Source organism: Candidatus Bathyarchaeota archaeon (assembly GCA_026014685.1).
Taxonomy (GTDB): Archaea; Thermoproteota; Bathyarchaeia; order Bathyarchaeales; family Bathycorpusculaceae; genus Bathycorpusculum.
This window is the reverse complement of sequence record JAOZHW010000005.1, coordinates 152,388-171,059: the sequence shown is the minus strand read 5'-3', so window position 1 is coordinate 171,059 and position 18,672 is coordinate 152,388. Positions and strand designations below refer to the sequence as shown.

The 18,672-nt window shown below is 47.5% G+C and carries 15 protein-coding genes and 1 pseudogene; 7 read left to right on the top strand and 9 right to left on the bottom strand.

Features of this window, described 5'->3' with window-relative positions; genetic code table 11:
* Positions 1-21: 21 nt before the first annotated feature.
* Positions 22-894, bottom strand: a complete 873-nt coding sequence (locus NWE96_03245) for a helix-turn-helix domain-containing protein (GenBank protein MCW3982993.1) — start codon at positions 892-894, stop codon at positions 22-24.
* Between the two features lie 392 nt (positions 895-1,286).
* Here NWE96_03245 and NWE96_03240 point away from each other — a divergent pair, with 392 nt between their 5' ends.
* Positions 1,287-1,721 (top strand): pyridoxamine 5'-phosphate oxidase family protein, encoded by a 435-nt coding sequence (locus tag NWE96_03240; GenBank protein ID MCW3982992.1) that lies wholly within the window; start codon positions 1,287-1,289, stop codon positions 1,719-1,721.
* Positions 1,722-1,762: 41 nt separating this feature from the next.
* On the opposite strand, the gene NWE96_03235 is transcribed toward NWE96_03240, so the two are convergent.
* The gene (locus NWE96_03235) at positions 1,763-2,506 is read right to left on the bottom strand and encodes a hypothetical protein (GenBank protein ID MCW3982991.1); all 744 of its coding nucleotides are present in this window, start codon (positions 2,504-2,506) and stop codon (positions 1,763-1,765) included.
* 324 nt (positions 2,507-2,830) lie between these two features.
* On the opposite strand from NWE96_03235, the gene NWE96_03230 reads away from it, so the two are divergent.
* Both NWE96_03230 and NWE96_03225 read left to right on the top strand, forming a co-directional pair.
* Complete coding sequence (locus tag NWE96_03230; protein ID MCW3982990.1) at positions 2,831-4,006, top strand: thiolase domain-containing protein; 1,176 nt, start codon at positions 2,831-2,833, stop codon at positions 4,004-4,006.
* The gene (locus NWE96_03225; protein MCW3982989.1) at positions 4,006-4,404 is read left to right on the top strand and encodes a Zn-ribbon domain-containing OB-fold protein; all 399 of its coding nucleotides are present in this window, start codon (positions 4,006-4,008) and stop codon (positions 4,402-4,404) included. The genes NWE96_03230 and NWE96_03225 overlap by 1 nt, the downstream gene beginning before the upstream one ends.
* Before the next feature lie 111 nt (positions 4,405-4,515).
* Here the strand turns inward: NWE96_03225 and NWE96_03220 are convergent, their stop codons facing one another.
* Complete coding sequence (locus tag NWE96_03220) at positions 4,516-5,436, bottom strand: hypothetical protein (GenBank protein ID MCW3982988.1); 921 nt, start codon at positions 5,434-5,436, stop codon at positions 4,516-4,518.
* A gap of 281 nt (positions 5,437-5,717) precedes the next feature.
* Between NWE96_03220 and NWE96_03215 the strand changes: the two genes are divergently transcribed.
* Together NWE96_03215 and NWE96_03210 are read left to right on the top strand one after the other, a co-directional pair.
* Complete coding sequence (locus NWE96_03215; protein ID MCW3982987.1) at positions 5,718-6,341, top strand: DUF1638 domain-containing protein; 624 nt, start codon at positions 5,718-5,720, stop codon at positions 6,339-6,341.
* A 117-nt stretch (positions 6,342-6,458) separates the two neighbouring features.
* Positions 6,459-12,125, top strand: coding sequence for a DUF3320 domain-containing protein (locus tag NWE96_03210; protein MCW3982986.1), 5,667 nt, complete (start codon positions 6,459-6,461; stop codon positions 12,123-12,125).
* Here the strand turns inward: NWE96_03210 and NWE96_03205 are convergent.
* Positions 12,122-12,847 (bottom strand): HAD family phosphatase, encoded by a 726-nt coding sequence (locus tag NWE96_03205; protein ID MCW3982985.1) that lies wholly within the window; start codon positions 12,845-12,847, stop codon positions 12,122-12,124. The two genes, NWE96_03210 and NWE96_03205, sit on opposite strands and share 4 nt — an antisense overlap.
* Before the next feature lie 41 nt (positions 12,848-12,888).
* Complete coding sequence (locus NWE96_03200) at positions 12,889-13,863, bottom strand: zinc-binding dehydrogenase (GenBank protein MCW3982984.1); 975 nt, start codon at positions 13,861-13,863, stop codon at positions 12,889-12,891.
* A 91-nt stretch (positions 13,864-13,954) separates the two neighbouring features.
* Between NWE96_03200 and NWE96_03195 the strand changes: the two genes are divergently transcribed.
* Positions 13,955-14,200 (top strand): hypothetical protein, encoded by a 246-nt coding sequence (locus tag NWE96_03195; protein ID MCW3982983.1) that lies wholly within the window; start codon positions 13,955-13,957, stop codon positions 14,198-14,200.
* A gap of 75 nt (positions 14,201-14,275) precedes the next feature.
* On the opposite strand, the gene NWE96_03190 is transcribed toward NWE96_03195, so the two are convergent.
* The 4 genes and pseudogenes from NWE96_03190 to NWE96_03175 all read right to left on the bottom strand — a co-directional run bounded on the left by NWE96_03190 (position 14,276) and on the right by NWE96_03175 (position 18,108).
* Positions 14,276-14,527 carry a DNA-directed RNA polymerase subunit H gene (locus tag NWE96_03190; protein ID MCW3982982.1) on the bottom strand — a complete coding sequence of 84 codons (252 nt, stop codon included), beginning with the start codon at positions 14,525-14,527 and terminating at the stop codon, positions 14,276-14,278.
* Positions 14,528-14,533: 6 nt separating this feature from the next.
* Positions 14,534-14,827, bottom strand: a pseudogene (locus NWE96_03185) (hypothetical protein).
* A gap of 519 nt (positions 14,828-15,346) precedes the next feature.
* Positions 15,347-17,068, bottom strand: coding sequence for a hypothetical protein (locus tag NWE96_03180; protein MCW3982981.1), 1,722 nt, complete (start codon positions 17,066-17,068; stop codon positions 15,347-15,349).
* Positions 17,069-17,085: 17 nt separating this feature from the next.
* Positions 17,086-18,108 (bottom strand): CbbQ/NirQ/NorQ/GpvN family protein, encoded by a 1,023-nt coding sequence (locus tag NWE96_03175; protein ID MCW3982980.1) that lies wholly within the window; start codon positions 18,106-18,108, stop codon positions 17,086-17,088.
* A 186-nt stretch (positions 18,109-18,294) separates the two neighbouring features.
* On the opposite strand from NWE96_03175, the gene NWE96_03170 reads away from it, so the two are divergent.
* Positions 18,295-18,663, top strand: coding sequence for a response regulator (locus NWE96_03170; protein ID MCW3982979.1), 369 nt, complete (start codon positions 18,295-18,297; stop codon positions 18,661-18,663).
* Positions 18,664-18,672 lie beyond the last annotated feature (9 nt).

Here is an 18,672-nt window from a genome sequence, read left to right as displayed (position 1 = left end):
AAACCAAAAAAAGGGTTTGGCTTAATTCTGCAGTTTAGAGAAGAGAATCTGCAGGGTATTCACTAATGCAGCGTAGTTGGTCCAAATAGCTGCGGTGCGGTACTTCTTTTTGCCTGCTTCGCCGTCTTGGATTTTTTCGTGGAATGCAATCAGGACTTCTTTGTTGTCGGCGATCATGAAACATGGCAAGTTGCCTTCCTCACTGACGCGGTGTCCGCCTCCAAGCCACTTCATCTGTCCAAGGAAGTAGGCGCTTTTAACGCTGGTATCGGTGACGACTGAGACTTCGATTTTGTTGGCTTGCGCTTTGAGTTTATCGCTGAAATCGCTGTAGTATAGTTCGCTAAGGTAGTCTGCGGCGGCAAAAATCTGGAAGCTTTCTTCTGCTTTTTCTAGCAGCTCGTTTGCTTTCATCAGCACTTGTTGTTCGCCTTCTAGCATCTGGAATAACTCTTTTTTGGCGACTTCTGTTTTAGCCTGAGGCATGCTTTGCCAGAGTTCCACCAAGCTGGGTTTTTCTTGTTCAAGCATTTTGATTTTGATTTTTTGTGCGTCTACGAGTAGGTCGATTGCTTTGTCGAGTGGAACGGCGGTGAATTTTAATGGTTTTTCGAATATGCTGAAAACGATGCCTTTCTTTTCGAGGTCGCGAAGAATTCGGTAGGTTTCGGTTCGATGCAACGCGATTGCTTCAGCGATTTCGCCTGCCTTTTTTTCGCCTGCACGAGCGAGGTAGAGGTACACGCGTATTTCGTTTTTGAGTAAGCCGAAGCGTGCAAGTGTCTCCTCGATGGTGCTTAATTGCTTGGTTACTGTTTGATCCATTTTTACCATTTTATATGCGTCGGTCTGCTTGTTGTAGACCTTCATCACGTTTTCCATTGCTAGTGCCATTGTGGGGGTTCATCCTTTCCCTTTTAGGGGGTGTTGTTAACCGATTTAGACTGAAAATATATAATACGGTTGCGACTTTGCGATCTGAATTACTAATTCATATTCAAAATAGCACTTTAATTGAGGTAAAATTATTTTAAAAATAAAAAATTTTGTTAATAAATGTGGCTTTAAATGCGGTTTTGTGTTTGACCTATCCAGACGTACAGAAACGTTTGTCAACAAACCTACACATACAAAGCTTTTAGCCCCCCTCTGCACGCGGTTCTGCTGTTGCCAAATCACTACATTAACGTAGTATAAACTGTTGGAGCGTAGAAGCATTAAGTTTTAAAAGGTTGACAAATTAAGTATTCTCTGCAGCTAAATTAATTGCAAGCTTGGTGTGTCAAATGGGAATAAAACTCACAAAAGCCGATAAAACCTTCATATCCGAATTACCAGTTGGACGACTCGCAACAGCAACAGAAGACTGTGAACCCGTAGTTCGACCTGTTTGGCCAGTCTTTGACGGCGTATACTTCTACATCGCCTCCGACCCAGACACACCAAAACTTGAACACATCGAAGCCAACCCCCAAGTATCGCTGGTTATTGACGATTACGACAGAAACAACTGGTCAAACACAAAGGGTATCCGTGTTCAGGGTGAAGCTGAAATCATGTGGAATGGCGAAGAATACCGCTACGCTCATGAACTCTTAAAAGAAAAATATCCTGAGTACCGAACTGAGGACGGTGGCTGGAAAGAAGGCGATCTCCCTATAATCAAAATCACTCCGACAAGCTTCTATAAATGGTCGCAGGGCAGTAACTGGAAAAAATAGTGGACTCTTGTTAGATAAAAGTCCTCCTCGCTTTAATGCAGTTAAGGTGGGGTTTCGTGGCATTCTTTTGTTTGCACATCGTTGTTACTATATGGCGTGTTTAAGACATCTTTGACACGATTCGTAATTACCGGCCCCAATCCATGCACCGCCTTCTCCCAATCATCCACGTTAATCAAAGCATTCATAGGAGTTTGATAAGACTCCAAAATTGCCGTGGCCTTCTCCCGCCCAATACTGGGCAAACTAGCGACAAAATAAACCTGCGCATCAGAAAGCGTATCACACTTCTTAAATGCATGCACCACTGCACTACGTTTCTCCACAACCTGCTCTTGACGCGCTGCAGTGTAGAGGAAATCGACGGTTTCTTTTTGGCTGGCGGTGTTAACGATGGCTATGCCATTTTTGGCGAGGTTAAACATGGCGCCCCACACTGACTGCGGCTGTATACTGCTATACTTGTAGATAATGGGCAAGTAGCCTTCTAACACTATGAGCGATTTTGGGTAGACGTCTTTTAGGCGGAACAGTTGCTCAAAGAGGTATCGCCTTGTGAGGGTGTAGACGAAGTCGTTTACGGTTTTGCGTTCGACTGCGCACTGATCAGAGAGTATGTAGTCGCCTTTTTCGAGAACCTCAGTTTTTACAGTGGCGCCTTTCTCGGTTAAGCCTGTGGCGATTTTTTTGGCGCTGCTTGCTTCACGGCTATCCATGATTATGGTTGGTTCTACGCCACTTTTTTTGTCCTTAACGTATGGAAGAAGGGATCCATCTTTAGCCATGTTTGTTCACTTGTGATGTTGCCGTATGTAAAAAGCGATTTATGTCATTTTCTGTCTCGAGCCTCTTCATTTAAAATGGTTTGCCTTCCGTGATTGTTTCTGTTTGGGCCGCTGGGCGTTGAGGGGTTCTCCATAATAGCGCATACGTTTCCCTAACCGCAGACGTTGCTACTTTGCCGCTACCTCCCCTCCCTTATATATACTCGGATTGGCGACTACGCGATTTGAGGTTGAAAAATCCCAAACATCCCATGCCTGTTTTGCTGTAATGGTTTTTATTCTGCCGCATCATCAATGTATAGCTTACAAGAGAGGAACACCTGGTTGAATGGAAAACCACTGGTCAGCATAATCAGCGCAGGCATGAGCAAATTCGGCAAACACGACGGCTTACTCACACGCGAACTATTCGCACAAGCCGCCGCTGAAGCCTTCAGCCGCTGCCCCAAACTGCAACCTAAACAAGACATAAAAGCCATGTTCATCGGACACATGGGCGAAGCATACGAACATCAGGGTCACACTGGCAGTACCTTGGCGGATTGGGCTGGACTCGCAGGCATTCCCGCCACCCGTACCGAAGCTGCATGCGGTAGCTCAGGCGTTGCCTTGCGCTCAGGGATCTATGCGGTTCTTTCAGGACTCGCGGACGTGGTTATTGTTGGTGGTGTTGAAAAGATGACTCATCGCACAACTGCAGAAGTCACTGAGTACTTGGCGATGGCGTCTGACTTCCCGTTTGAGCAGTTTCACGGTATTACTTTTCCTGGGCTTTTTGCGTTGATGGCGAATGCTCATATGCACGCTTACGGCACCACTGAAGAGCAAATCGGCATGGTAGCAGTTAAAAATCACTACCATGGTAGCCTCAACCCTAAAGCTCAGATGCAAAAAGAGGTGTCGCTGCAGAACGTTTTGGCTTCGAAGTATGTGGCGTGGCCGCTGAAACTCTACGATTGCTCACTTATAACTGACGGGGCAAGCTGTGTTATACTAACCAAGCCTGACCTTGCCAAAAAATACACCGACCAACCCGTCCACATAGTCGGTACAGGACAAGCAAGCGACACTATCGGGCTCTACGAACGCAAAACCTTAACTTCGTTGCAATCGACCAAACTCGCTGCCAAATCAGCCTACGAAATGGCAAATGTTACACCTGACCAAATCAACCTCGCCGAAGTTCATGACTGTTTCACGTTTGCTGAAATCATGCATTACGAAGACCTTGGCTTCTGCAAGGTTGGAGAAGGCGGCAAACTCGTCGAACGCAATGAAACGCGTCTCGGCGGTCGAATACCCGTTAACACTAGTGGTGGCTTGAAATCCAAAGGGCACCCTGTCGGTGCAACAGGCACAGCGCAGGCTTATGAAATGTATCTTCAACTCACTGACCAAGCCGACCGACGTCAAGTTAAAGACGCCCAAATCGGTTTAACTCATAACATTGGCGGTTCAGGAGCAACCGCAGCAGTCCACATCTACAGGAGAGACCAATAATGAGCACAGCTGAGCCTTTTACGATTGAGCAGTTCTACAAGTTCCTTCAGCAAGGCAAGTTGATGGCTGGTAAATGCCAAAAATGCGGCAAAATCCATCTTCCACCCCGCCCGCTCTGCGACAATTGCTACTCACAAGAGTTTAGCTGGATTCAAGTTTCAGGCAAAGGCAAACTCGTCACGTACACCGTTATCAACGTAGCTCCAGCGCAGTTCCAAGCTCTCGCTCCATACGCCGTGGGCATCGTTGAACTCGAAAATGGGCTGAAAATCCCTGGCATGATACAGGACATCAAACAGGAACAACTTAAAATCGGCATGGAACTCACACTGGACTTTGGCACCTGCAGTGCACCTCAACAGTGGCCCGTTTGGCCCCGATACTGCTTCAAACCCTGAGCTAACGCCACCCTTTTTGATTTTTAAAAAACAATTGTTGGTGTCACTGGTATAGTGTTAAAAAAATAAACTGCTCAGTTCTAACTTGTTAAGGGAATTCCGTAAGGATACTCAAAAGGTTGCCTTAATTGGTAGTCCTGTTTCCTTAAAGGCTGTATCAAGGGCATAACTAGAAAATTTGACGACTCGTGGCACATACAAAAGATAAAATTCATTTAAAAATTTGCTGGCGTTGGGCGATACAGGATTGTCTATTCTAAGGAAAAAAACTAAATTGAAACCATATGCGGCTGTTTTATCTCCTTCACCTCTAATCAGAATGTGCTTGACATCGGGAGCAAGAACGACTTCAAGATACGCTTTGACGCCGTAAGGTCTTATCTGCGTGATGTCATATTCTTTTCGGATTTCTGGGAAGCTCTCTTTATAATAGGGGTCAGGATACAGATAATTTTCCTCTTCGTAAACTTGTTTTACTGCTATTTTTTCACCAAACAAAGCGGGGAACCAACTTGAATAATTCCTGAAAAAAGCATCTCCAAAAATCTTGAAATTTTGAAGATTTCCCTTGAATAAATAATTCTGAATATCTGAAAATCTCGAATCATCTACGAAAGGTTTTGTGTCCTTCGGGGTCATTAAAAAAGTCAGGATAGGTTTAGAAGGTATATACACCCGCATTTTTCGACGAAACAGAATGTAAACAGTGAAGGAAATAACTGCTGACAGTCCAATAAAGACTAAATCTATAACTCCTTTAGAAGTTAGCAACCCATTTGCCAACCATAACTCTTGGAAAAAATCGAAAAAAGCAGATGCTAAAATGCTTACTGTGATAGCGCCAACGAACACGAAAAGAATAATCTGATAATTTAAAAACGCCCTTTCTTGATGGATGCTGATTTCGTGAAGCGCATTTTGAAAACTATCTTTTGAATTATCACGGCATTCTTTCGAGTCCTTTTCTTCAGTCTCTACCATTTTATTAGATGATTCTACTAAGTATTCATGGTGACTTTTTTTGTTGCTCATCCCACGCCTCTCTATTATCGAGGGTTAACTGTTAATGGGTATATATTTTTGCCAATAATCTAGAAATTCTAATTCAGAATCTCTCGGAACTACTTATTGGTGAGGTTTCTCCGCTTGATGGTTGGAGAAAAACCCCAATTTTCAGGAAGAGAGGAAAACCCCAACCAACCCGCAGAGATCTCACCAAACGAGTAAATGATAGCTTGCTTGATTTAAATTTTGGCTTTACACCTCAGAAAAGTCTATTTTACCTACAACCCATATGGTTTTAGCTGAAATTTATGGCAAAAGAGAAAGAGAAAACCTGCCTTGTAGCCTGCAGCGTCTTAAAACGGGAACTACAGCAGCTGGTTAAGGAGGGCAAACTGGACGCTGAGGTGGTTTTTGTGAGTAAAAACTTCCATGTTGATTACGCTGCGCTTGAGAGTAACGTCCGCAACGTTTTGGAGCATACAAAGAAGCGGTTCAAAGGTAAAATCGTGCTCGTCTACGGAGACCTCTGTTTGGGGCAGGAGGGGGAAATGAAAAAACTCGCCCAAGAATACGGCGTAGCCAAGATAGACGCGGTTAACTGCATTGACTGCCAAATGGGAGGCAAAGGCGTTTTTCTCTCCGCGGACCCAAACCATAACTTGATGTTTATGGGGCCCGGCATGATAGAGTTCTTCGCCGACATGAAAGAGAACCTCAAGCGGCAGGGTGTGGATGATGCGGCGTTTGCGGGGATGTTTAGCGGAATCAAGGGTATAGTGCTGCTTGATACCTGTGGGGATGCGGAGCGCTGTAGGGAGGCGTTGGCGAGGTCAGGTATGAACCTTAAGGTGCTCGAAACACGTTTCATCGGCACCGATGGGGTTTTGGCGGTGGTTATGGATGCAATTAACCATGCCTCTCGTATCAAGTAACATAATTCAATCCTCAAAGGTGGCTATGTGATTGGTTGATGGGTTTGTAAAATACCGCAAATATTAAAGAATGATACAGCCTATAAGCTAAGCTGAACCTAGCGGATGTGCTGTAGAATGGCTGAATCAGTTGAATTTGTTCCGCAGTCGACTCCCATGAAAAGGGTCGAAGATTGGAAATCCAGATTAATCGATTTGTCAAAAAAGAATAACTTGCTATACTTCCGCAAAGCTAAACGCGGAAACCTCACCATCACGCAGCCTGAGGCACAGAAAATTTTTGACCAGTTGGTGGTTAAGAAGGTACGCATAGAATTCTACACGCCACCCGATGCCGCTGCGCCTGCGAAGGCAGAGGCTGAAAAGCCAAAAAAAGGCAGAGGAAAAAAAACTAAAGAAACCCCCGCGGCAACCACTGCAAAAGCCCCAGTAAAAGCCGCCACCACAGAAGAACCCAAACGCCCAACAGGCACTCAACTCGTCTGTGGTGATCTTTCGGGTCAAGAATTGGATAGCGCTCTCAAAGCCCTTGAGCGTCGCTCACTTTTGGATTATCGTGAACGCGGTGTCCGCATCCTCTACGCTGCGTTTGGGTTGCTGAATTGGGTGGATGCTGAGACCAAGGAGAAGGTTCAGTCTCCGCTGATTTTAGTGCCTTTGGAGTTGGGCAAAGAAACTATCCGCGCCCCCTACAGCATCGGGGTGCCGCCTGTTGAGGATGAAGCGGTTTTGAATCCCGCGTTGCAGGCTAAACTAAAAAACGATTATCGCCTTGATTTGCCCTTGTTGCCTGAGGAGTGGGAAGGCACCAGCCTCGCCGACTTCTATGCCCAAGTTGAGCAGGCAGTCTCCGAGATGGGCTGGAAAACCGAAAATGCAGTACATTTGGGGTTGTTTTCGTTCCAGAAACTCGTCATATACAAAGACCTTGAATCCAACGCTGCCATAGTAACCCAGCACCCCATCATCCGCGCCATTGCAGGCATAAAAGAAGACAACCTCATCCTAACTGGTTTGCCAGATGAGAAGGACGTGGACAAAATTGAGTTGCCTGCCAAAACCTACCAAGTCCTCGACGCCGACAGCAGCCAACGCCTAAGCATCGAATACGCCCTGCGCGGTCAGAGTTTTGTTATGAAGGGGCCGCCTGGCACGGGCAAGAGCCAAACCATCGCGAACATGATTGCGGAGTGCATCGCCAACGGCAAAAGCGTACTCTTCGTCAGTGACAAGATGGCAGCGCTCGAAGTCGTCTACAAGCGACTTAGTGAGGTGGGGTTGGCGCATTTCTGCCTTGAACTGCATAGCAGCAAAGCCAATAAGCAGCAGGTTGTGGCGGAACTCAAGCGCAGTCTCGACGAAAACCTCGTCCCCCGCAAACTACCCTCCCAGCATGAATTTGACCGATTAACCGAGTACCGTGACGCCCTCAATGGTTACGTTGTGGCGTTGCATGATAAACGGCCTTACATGCAGAGAAGCGTCTACGAAGTTCTCAGCATAATATCCAGCTTGGAGCGGGTGCCCTTTGTCCCTGTCGGTTTAACCGAACTTTCCACGCTTACCCCACAAAAGATGCGTGAACTAGAAGATTTAGTGAGTCAGCTTAGCAAGGTTTGGCAGGTTGTAGAGGAACCTGATTTTCCATGGGTGGGTTACCGCGCAGACAAGTACAACCTTGAAATCCGAAGCGAACTCCTCACCACCTTGGAAGCGATTAATGAAACCTTCCGTGAGTTGGAGTTGGAAGCTGAGGCTTTCTCGGCTAAACTCGGCGTTTTCCCGCCAGAAACCTTCCAGCGTATTCAGTGGCTGCTGGATGTGAGCAACTTTTTGTTTGACAGCCCCAAACCCGAACAGGCTTGGATGACCAACACCGCCTTAGATAAGCTGTTGGCGGAGGCGAAGGCTTACCTTGAAACCGCTAACTGGATAAAATTCACCCGCGAAAACCTCCAAGAACGCTACACTCCCGCGCTCTATGATTTGCCTTTGACGCGGTCGGTGGAGTTGAAGCAAGCCGTAACTGACGCAGCCAAAGCAGTAGGAACATCAATCTTGGAGGGCGAATTTCTTGCTAAGCGGGAAAGGTTACTCTCATTCATCAGAGGCACACAGGCGGCGGCTCAGAAGTGGCGTGAAACCGCAAAAGCTCTGGCTCAGGCGCTGGGGCTGGACAACGGCGACTTCACCATCACCCAGCTAAAGCAGCTCTCTCGCATGGCGCTTTTGTGTTTCGCGGAGGATAAGCCTGAGGCACAGTGGTTTGACGCTAAATACCTTGAGCAAGTGCAGGAAACAGTGAATAAAGCCAAAGACCTCTACCAAGAACACAACCTGCTCAAGAGCCGCTTAGAAGAAACCTACAGCGACGGCTTCTTCGAACTTGACCTCGATACACTCATCGCCAACTACAGTGGTCCCTACCAAAGCGGCATGAAATTTTTCAACAGCGGCTACCGTAGCGACCAGAAACGCATCGCTAAACTAGCTCACGACGGCAAAGTCCCCAAAACCATACTGCAAGACTTAATCGATGCCCGCAAGGTCAACAAACTGGCCAAAAAAATCGAGGACTCAGCTGAAACCGTCCGCACCCTGCTTGGGCATTACTATCACAAGAGCAGAACGGACTTCAACGGCGCAGAAAAAGCCATAGCTCTTGCTCAGGAAGTTAAAGCGTTCGGTTGGGCAACCCAAATTCCTGAAACCCTCCTTAAACTGCTCACGAATCCTGCTACGCCTTCGCCGATGATTAAGAACTTGGGTCAGGAACTCAAGTTTTCAGTGGAAAAGTGGGAAACCCAAGCCAAAGATGTCGAGTTGCTGCTGCCGCAGAAACTAGCGAAATCTGACGCAGCAATCACCCAAACCCCCCTGCCCGCATTGGAGGAATGGGCATCAGAAGCCGACAGACAACTCACCAAACTAAACACCTTAACCAATAACACTCTTACCGTAGCTAAAACCGAACCCCAAACCTACCAGCAACTCATAGCGGACCTCAAAAACGCTGAGGAAATCCGCAAAAAAGAAGCCCAAATCGCAGGCGAAAAAGCTCAACTTAAAGAAAAATTTGGCGCCCGCTTCCAAGAATTAGAGACCGACTGGCAAGACATAGTCTCAGTGCTTGAATGGGTGCAGAAGGTGCAAGCGGCATTCGGCGACTTACCCGTTCCAGAACTGTACGCCGAAATCGCCTCCAAAGGCCCATCCGCCGCAGTATCTAACACAGATTTAATCTGTAAGCGCGACGCTGCCCTGAAGGTTTTGGCGGCTTTTGAGAAGCGTTTTGAAACTGAATTGCGATACCAAGACCAGAAACTGGTTGATTTAGACATCAAAGTCATCATAGAACGCATTCAGGCGTTGCGTGAAAGGGTGGACGACTTGCAAGTCTGGATTGACTTCAAGGACACAAAGAACCGTTTCACTCTGCTCGGCTTAGACGGCTTCTTCAACCGCCTAGTGGAGGCGAAGTTGCCTGCCGCGGACTTGGTGCCGCTGTTCCGCAAAAGCGCCTACCAAGAGTGGATAAACAACCTCTACAACGAAGACCCCACGCTGGGTCGCTTCCGCCGAGAAAACCACGAGCAACTAATCGCAGATTTCCGCAAACTTGACCAAGACCTCATCCGCTTAACCTCCGCCATGGTCATCGACGCCGCCAACAGCCGAAAACCCCAAGACATACTCATCCAAGCAGCCGACACCGAAGCCGCCATCCTCTCCAAAGAAGCCGCCAAAAAACGACGCCTCATGCCCATCCGCACCCTCTTCCAAAAAATCCCCAACCTACTCGTCAAACTCAAACCCTGCCTGCTCATGAGTCCCATCTCAGTAAGCCAATTCCTGCCGCCTGAAGCCAAATTCGACTTGGTTCTCTTCGACGAGGCATCTCAGTTGGTGCCTGAAGACGCAATTGGAGCAATTTACCGCGGCAAGACCATTGTGGTTGCAGGTGACAATAAGCAGTTGCCGCCGACTTCGTTTTTCCAGAAGAACCTGCTTGACGACAAAGACTGGGATGAATTAACCGACGAAGACGTAGAAGTCTTCGACAGCATCCTTGACGAGTGTTTAGGCATCGGGTTACCAGTGAAGACGCTAAAGTGGCACTATCGAAGCAAGCATGAGGGCTTAATCGCTTTCTCCAACATGCAATTCTACGACGGCGCAATGATTACTTTCCCCGCAGCCAAAGCCGAAACCGACAGCTTAGGCGTCAAACTCATCTACGTCCCAGACGGAATCTACGACCGCGGAGGCAAACGCGACAACCCCATCGAAGCCGAAAAAGTCGCCGACCTAGTCTTTGAACACTTCAAAACCTACCCCCAAAAAACCCTTGGCGTCGTTACCTTCAGCATCGCGCAGATGGAAACCGTGCAAGAAGCCATCGCACGTCGCCTCTTGGAGCACCCAGAGTTTGAGCAGTTCTTCAAAGAAGACCGTTTGGGCGGCTTTTTCGTGAAGAACCTTGAAAACGTACAGGGAGACGAACGTGACGTCATATTCTTCAGTGTCGGCTACGGTTACGACCAAAACCGTCAGATCACCATGAACTTTGGGCCCCTCAACAAACCTGGAGGAGAACGCCGACTCAACGTAGCAGTTACCCGTGCTCGAGAAAAAGTCGTTTTAATCTCCTCGATAAAAGCCTCCGACATCGACGCTGACACCCAAGCACTCGGCGTACAAACCCTACGAAGCTACCTTGACTACGCCGAACACGGTACTGACTCTGTTAAAGACGGCAGATGCCAACAAGGCGTATTCGAGTCGCCGCTTGATGAAGATGTAGCTAATGAAATCAAGAAACTCGGCTACGAAGTAATCCCTGAAGTAGGCTGCAGCGTCTACAAAATCGACATAGGCGTCGTAGACCCCGTTAACAAAGGCTGTTTCCTGCTCGGTGTGGAATGTGACGGCGCAACCTACAAGTCCAGCAGCAGCGCACGTGACCGCGACCGCCTCCGAGAACAGGTTCTGCGGCAACTGGGCTGGCGTATCCACCGCATCTGGGCTCCCGCTTGGGTGGCGAGGCGGGACAGCGAAATTCGCCGCCTAAAAGAAGCCCTCGAACAAGCCCACAAGCAGCAAATCGAGCAAGACAGCCACACACCTATCACCGCGCCAGCTACTGATGTACAAAAGAACCATTTCAGCGGTATAGAAAAACTCGCCGTGCCCTACAAGATCTACCCGCTCAAAGCCACATACAACCCCTACATCAAAGTCCCCAACGGCCGAACAACCGTAGACTCTAAGACCAAAAACGAGTTCCACTTCCCAGAAAACCGAGAAAACCAAACCAAACTTCTCGGCGAACTCGTGGCAAACGAAGGCCCCATCCACTTTGACTACGCCGCTGAACGCTTAGCTGCCACATGGAACATCAAAACAGTTACCCCAAAAATTAGCCACGCCGTCAAAGAAGCCCTAAACAACCTCATCCGCGAACAAAAAGTCGCCATCAAAGGCAGCTTCATCTGGCCCGCTGGACTCAAAGAAACCCCCATCCGCATCCCAGTGAAGGGCATCCCCGAATCCAAACGCAAACCCAAATACATCGCCCCAGAAGAAGTTGAAGCCGCGATGAAACTCGTCGCTCAATACGCGTTGGGCATAAGTGGCGAATCTTTGATTGCGGAAACAGCCAAAATATTCGGCGTAAACCACGCGGGTGAAGGCTCAAAAGAAGCCTTCAGTGAAGTCCTAAAAAGGCTAATCAGGGAAAGAAAACTGATTCAAAAAGACGACGGCACAATAGTCGTCGCCTAAGCCTTATCCAACTTTTTTACCAAAACAGGCAAATCAATCAACGTAGTAATTATGTAGTGTGCTCCGCTTTCCATTAGCTGTTCAGTGGTGGAGACGCCTGCGGGTAACCCGACTGCGATGGTTTTGAGTTCTTTGGCGCTCTGCATGTCCACTTTGCTGTCACCAACAATCACCGCCGCGTTTGGGCGAACTCCCAAAGTTTTGAGTGCCAACATGAACTGTTCAGGGTCAGGTTTAACATTCTTGACTTTGTCGCGGGGAACAACGACTTGGAAATATTCTTGGATTTTGAAACGGTTTAGGATGTAGTTGACTGCTTTTTCGCTGCTGGTTGTGCATAAACCGATTTTTAGCTTCATCTTCTGGAGTTCTTTTAGCGTTTCAACTGCGCCTGTCAGTAGCGTCGTGGTGGTGGCTGCTTCCATCTCGTACTTTTCAGCTATGACTAAGCACTGGGCGCGGATAGCGGTGAACGCTTCGCCGTTTTTGCTGCTGTTTTTAAAGTAAATTTCAGTTTTCTGCATCATATCAAAGATACTTTCGTTTGGTTTCAGCACTGATGCAGGAACACCAACATGTATGAGGTATTCTCTGACTTCTCCACGTAAGGCTTTGTAATCCAAGTTGAAGGCGGCTAACGTTCCGTCTAAATCGAATATAACTGCTTCAATAGGCAATGCTGCTAGCTCCCTAAGGTTTAGGTGGGTTTGGGGTTTACACATCGCTAACAGACATATACTTTGTGGTCTGTGAATCCGCAGGTTCAGTTGTCCGAAACGACTACGCGGATAGCTTTCTCAGCAGGATCAGCGAAGGTTTTGATTGCCTTTTCGAACTCTTCAAACCTAAACCGATGCGTAACCAACCCCTTAACATCCACCAGTCGCCGAGAAATCAACTCCACTGCAGAGGGATACTCCAGAGGCGAAATGTACATAGTAAAAAACTGTGCCTCATCCGCATCTTCCAAGTTAAGGTAACCTTTGGATTCACCGATAAGCGCCACTTTACCCGTTTTTCTAACCAAAAAAGGCGTCTGCTCCACCGTTTCTTTAGTGCCTGCCGCTTCGATGACAAAATCTGAACCAAGCTTAGTCAACTTCCGCACCGCCTTGATTGGCTCTTCCTTTTGGGCATTTATCGCTACTTCTGCACCGTATTTTTGGGCGAGCTCCAGCCGATAATCCGCCACATCAATAGCTATGACACGGCAACCCTTCAGCCGCGCTATTTGAGTCATCAACAAACCAATCGCACCCTGCCCAACCACCGTAACCCAATCACCCAAGTTAGGCTGCAAATGATTCAATACACGCAAAGCCAAAGCCACAGGCTCCACATTAGCTCCCTCTTCATCGCTAACGTTTGAGGGCACTGAAATTAGGCTGCGGGGCAGCATAGCTTTGCGCTCAGCAAAAAAGCCGTCACGAGTTAAACCGTAAAACTTGCCTGCGGTGCAGTACGTCGAGTAACCGCGTAAGCAGAAGTAGCAGTGCCCACAGTTCACTATTGGAACCATAACCACTCGCTCGCCAGTGTCGTCGCGGACTCCGCAGGCGTCGTGTCCTATGATTCTGCCCTTCTTCATCCAACGCCACTCCCCGCGGTAGAAGTGCATGTCGGTTCCGCAGATGCTGCCCGCCTTAAAGTGGACAAGCACATTGTTGGGTTTAACTTTGGGTTCTGGGACTTCTTGGAGGCAGATTTTGTGTGGTCCAGTGTAGACTGCGGCTTTCAAAAATATCACTGATAAGTAGGCGGCGGAAGCTTGATTTATGTTTACTGTTTTTATGTGTGTTCGCAACTATTTAGCGGTCGGTGCATCTCGTTTGAACTTTGAAGAGTACAGTAAAGAGAAGCTTTGGCAACTGCTCGTTGACGCCGTCCACGCGTCAGTGATGTACCCTTCGCATAAAGCGTATGTTCGAGACTCGATTCTGCCCCAAAAACCCGATGTCTCCCCAGTGGAGCTTAAGGAGCGCTTGGGTATGCCTCTGGGTGAAGCATTGGTCATTCTTGAAGAGTTAAAAGAAGCAAAGAAAAACCAATCAATGTCAACTCAGCAAACCACATAGCAAGCTCGAGATGTTTTTGTAAGCATGAAAACTTAAGTTAGACGTTTTAGAAAAGAATTAAAAATAAAAAATTGTTTATTCGACTACGTAGCGATAAGTTACGTGTTCGCCTGCAGTCTGACTTTTACGAGTGATTTTTAGTACGTCGCCTGGTTGTGCGCCGATGGCTTTCACTGCGGGGTCACCTGAGCGGATCTGAGGCATCTGGTAAGGCTGAACTTTGAAGTGTGCTAAGAGTTCTTTCTTTTCCTTCTCACTTAAAATCTCATGATAAGGAACCAAGGCGTGCTCAAAAATGTCAAATACGGGGAACGATTTAGGAAGCAACTCGACGTTTTTCTTTTTTGCGCCCAATTTAACGGCGTGCGTATAACGTCCTTCGGTAACAACGATTGCGCGGTCGATTTCTTTTTCTTTCATAATCTTGTAGAGGGTGTTCATCGCCGCAATGCCCACAGTAGCTTCACCAAGGATACACCAGACTATGGCGCGTTCCTTCTCCTGTGGAATATCGATTATGTAGGCGTATGCGCCTTCGTATTTCTGTTTTTCTACAAGCTTATACTTTCTTAGTTTAATTAGGACTTCAGCTTTGCGTTCTTCGATTGTTAAGAGATTAGTGCTCAAACCACAAACCCTCAAAGATAGAGTACTCGCATGTAAAAGAGGTATTTGCCCTTAAACTTTTCTCTTTAAAAAAGAGGGGCAGATAAAGGAAAACAGGGATTTACCCCAAAAAGCCGTTTTAAAAAGCTTAGGTGGCAATTCAGCGGCTAAAAAAGTCTATGTACCATGGTCAAACCGCCAGCTAAGTTTCATGTGACTTGATTTCTACGTTAGCCATCTTTTGGCAGCTCAATAAAATTGTGATTGCTCCATGCCTACAACAAGTGCTTCTATACGAAACGCAGGGGTCAAGTTGGCTGCTTTATCGGTTGCACTGACGTCGCTATTCTGAGTATGGCGGAATTCCCGACCAACAGCAGCTTTCTTGCCGTGCCAATCCGAGTTTATATAAGGGAAGGGGAGGTAGCAGCAGAGGGGCAACGCGATTTTTGATGTTGCTTGTTTGTTTAGTGAACTGGTGGTTGAACTTCTGCTTGCTAATCTACATAAGGAGGGGGTCTATGGCAAAGCAAAAGTATCTTAGGCTTCGCCTTCGAGTGCTTTTGCTGATGCTTCTGCGTAGAGGTTGCCGAATCGTTTGTAGATGTCTTTGGGTGAATAGATGGCTGAGTGGAAGTGGAAAAAGTTGCCCATGCGGTTAGTTTCAACGCCTATACCGAGGACTATAACGTTCTTTCTGACTAGACTGTCTACAGTTTCTTTAAGAGAGAGCGGCATGTTGGGGTAACCATACGGCCAACCATCGGAAATTACTACAAGCACCCGTTGCTCCTCAAAACGTTTAGCCAGCATCTTGCCTGCAATTGTGATCGCGTCAGGAATGTATGTTAATCCTTCGAAACGTAACCCGCCGATTCTTGCCCGCACCCGCCGCGAATATGCCTCCGTGCTATCTTTAATAACGTAGAGTTGGTCGCTGAAGCCAAAGAATGTCCAAGATGTGGGGTCAGTCATCAACTCACGAGCTGCTTCCCCAACAGAAATAGCCAAAGCCCTCCCGAACTCGCCCTTTACCTGCATGCTACGACTGACATCAAGCAGTAATGACCAAGCAAAACTGGGCTTTAGGTACTCATCTAAGTTGAATACGTCGGTTGCGGGCTTATTCGCCGCTAATGATTGAATAACTGCTGTTAAATCGAGTTGCCCCATTTCTTGACGTGGGTCTTCATCTAAATAGTTAAAGGCTGAACGCAAAATATCCAGCAAACGCCTACTGGTACCTTGCACTAAACTGCGCGCACGTAAGTACTGCGTATAGTCTTCTTCGGGGATAGTGATTTTTTTGAATCGCGTCCAACTTAAGTATGGTGAAAGTTTAGCGAGGATTTTCTCGTTACGCTGCTTTTGGTACATGTCTGAGTTAAAGGCTTGAAGCGATTCTGATTCCTGCTCGGAGCGCCAAAGCTGGTCAATGTTATCCACAGTCGGCACATCTGAACCCAAAGCCATTAAAGATTGAACAAAAGAACCTTCAAAATCACCCGCTGAATCCTCTACTGCGCTGTAAATACTACATCGACCAACAGCTTCAGTATGCCGCAATGAAGGCACCTCTAAAAAGGGACCAAAAGGATCAAGCGCATCCTTAATCGCCTTTACCTTTTCATCGAAGAGTTTGTTCACATCAGTGGTGTCCCCCGCGATCACCATCATAAGCGTTTCTTTGAGTGAACTCAACTCTGCCGCGATTCGGTCAACGACCTGCTGTTCCTCAGGTTGCAATGTGCCCTTTACGGAACCAAGATTAACTTGAGTCAAAACAGCTGACATGATGCGAGTGGATTGGGTAAAAATGTGTTCTGACTTCTTGATTTTCTGATATGCCAATGCGTTAGCGTATGCTATGTCAAAAAATCTGTCGGGGTACCATGCTCCGATGTAGGCGTTATTGTAGGTATCGTTTACCAAGCGTTTAGCGTAGCTAGTTAGAAGGGAATCTTTCTCTGAAGGGATTACTCTATCCTTTGAAAACGGCGCCAAGGTGTGAGTGGTTAAGTGTACCACTGAAGCACGAAATAAGCGACCGACTTTGGCTTTCCCCGCATTGGTTCCTGGAAACTTGTGACCTAAAAAGGAGATGGTGCCATCCTTGAGAATGCTGACGGTGGGAAATTTTAGTGTAAAACCATAGGGGTCATCGAGTAAGACGGGTTGCTCTAGAGTTTCATCTTGCAGAATCTTCACTTTGGTGTTGTCTTTTTGCAGTGAAGCTGCCCAAGCATAATCGATGAAACCCATGATTGAGCCTCTGCGGCCTATGATTTTACGAAAACGGCCTCAAGGATTCTGCGCACATCCGCCTGCACTTCGGGGCTGTCGCTGGTTAAGCCGATGATTGTTTCTTCCGCAGCTTCCATCGGAGTCATGCCATCGTAGACAAGCGTTGCCCAGTTGATGAGGTCACCAAGGGAGGGCCCATAAGGCAAATCGCCAGCTTTGTATTGGCGACGTAGTTCTGCGCCTGCCTGTATGATGCCGTAAGCGACTTCTTGGGAAACTTTGGTTCTTTTACGCAGCATTTCCACTTCGTGCGGAGAAATCTTTTCGCCGACGCTGAGGAAGTCAAAGTTGATCCAAACGGCCATACGTCGCCGCATCGCTGCGTTGAGCGGTTTGGTGCCGCTGAATTCGGCGGTGGCTGGGTTCATGCTAATGATCATGTAGCCGTATTTGTGGCGTTCGATGACTTCGCTGTCTTTCTCGTTTAAGACGAGGTGGCCTCTGGTGTCTAGTACGGGGTTGAGTCTTGTGGCTACGTCTTGTTTCATCATGTTGGCTTCGTCGAGGTACATGATGCCGCCTTTACGTAGCCACTGAGTGAGTAAGCCGTCGACCCAGTTTTCTTTGCCTAAACCGATGAAACGCCCGATTAAGTCGAAGCTGCTGGTGCTAAGTCCACAGTTGACTTCCCAAATCGGCAGTCCCGTCAATTCCGCAACGAGGTAGACGATGTGGGTTTTTCCTGTGCCTGAAGGTCCGATTAAGCTGCATTGCTTGAAGTAGTAGAGTGCGCGTACGATGCGCTCGACGTAGTTAAATCCGTGGTCGAGGTATTCGGGGGTGCCTTTGGGTATCATGTCGTCGAGGTGTGCGAAGCTGTAGTTGGGGTGTAAGTCGAAGCGTTGGATGTTGTATTTGTAGTAGAGTGGCGAGGTGGACATGGGGCGTTCTTTGTCTAGGGATACGGTGACTTTGAATTTGTCTCTTTTAAGTGAGGAAACTTCCTGTATTCTGCTTGCCGCCGCTTTTTCTCGTAAGCCTTGATGTCCATAACTCATACAGTGTCGCCTCTAAGACGAATATTGGTTAACTCACTAACTTATTAAGTCTTATTGTTTACTACTCAATACACTCATTACACCACCAAAAAACCCAAAAACCCTGCAAAAAACTCAAATATGGTCTCCGGCTCCACAAGATTTTTATATGTATCGCAAGAATTACGATATAAGAGGCAAACTGATATGGGAACAATAATGATAGTTGACGACGCTTCGTTTATGCGAGCGGTACTTAAGAAGATTGTGCTATCAGCAGGTCACGAGGTAGTCGCCGAAGCCGGAAATGGCGATGAGGCAATTTCGCAGTTTCAGGCAGTGCATCCTGATCTGGTTTTAATGGACATTATTATGCCTCCTGGCCCGAAAGCTAAGGACGGCATTGAGGCCTTGAGGCAGATCGTCGCTTGTGATCCCTCGGCTAAGGTTGTCATGTGTAGCTCTATGGGTCAGCAGGCGTTGATTGCTGAGGCTATAAAGTCCGGCGCTAAGGATTTCGTGATTAAACCTTTCCAGCCCCAGAAGGTCTTGGAAGTTCTATCAAAGTACGCTTGAGGAAACTGT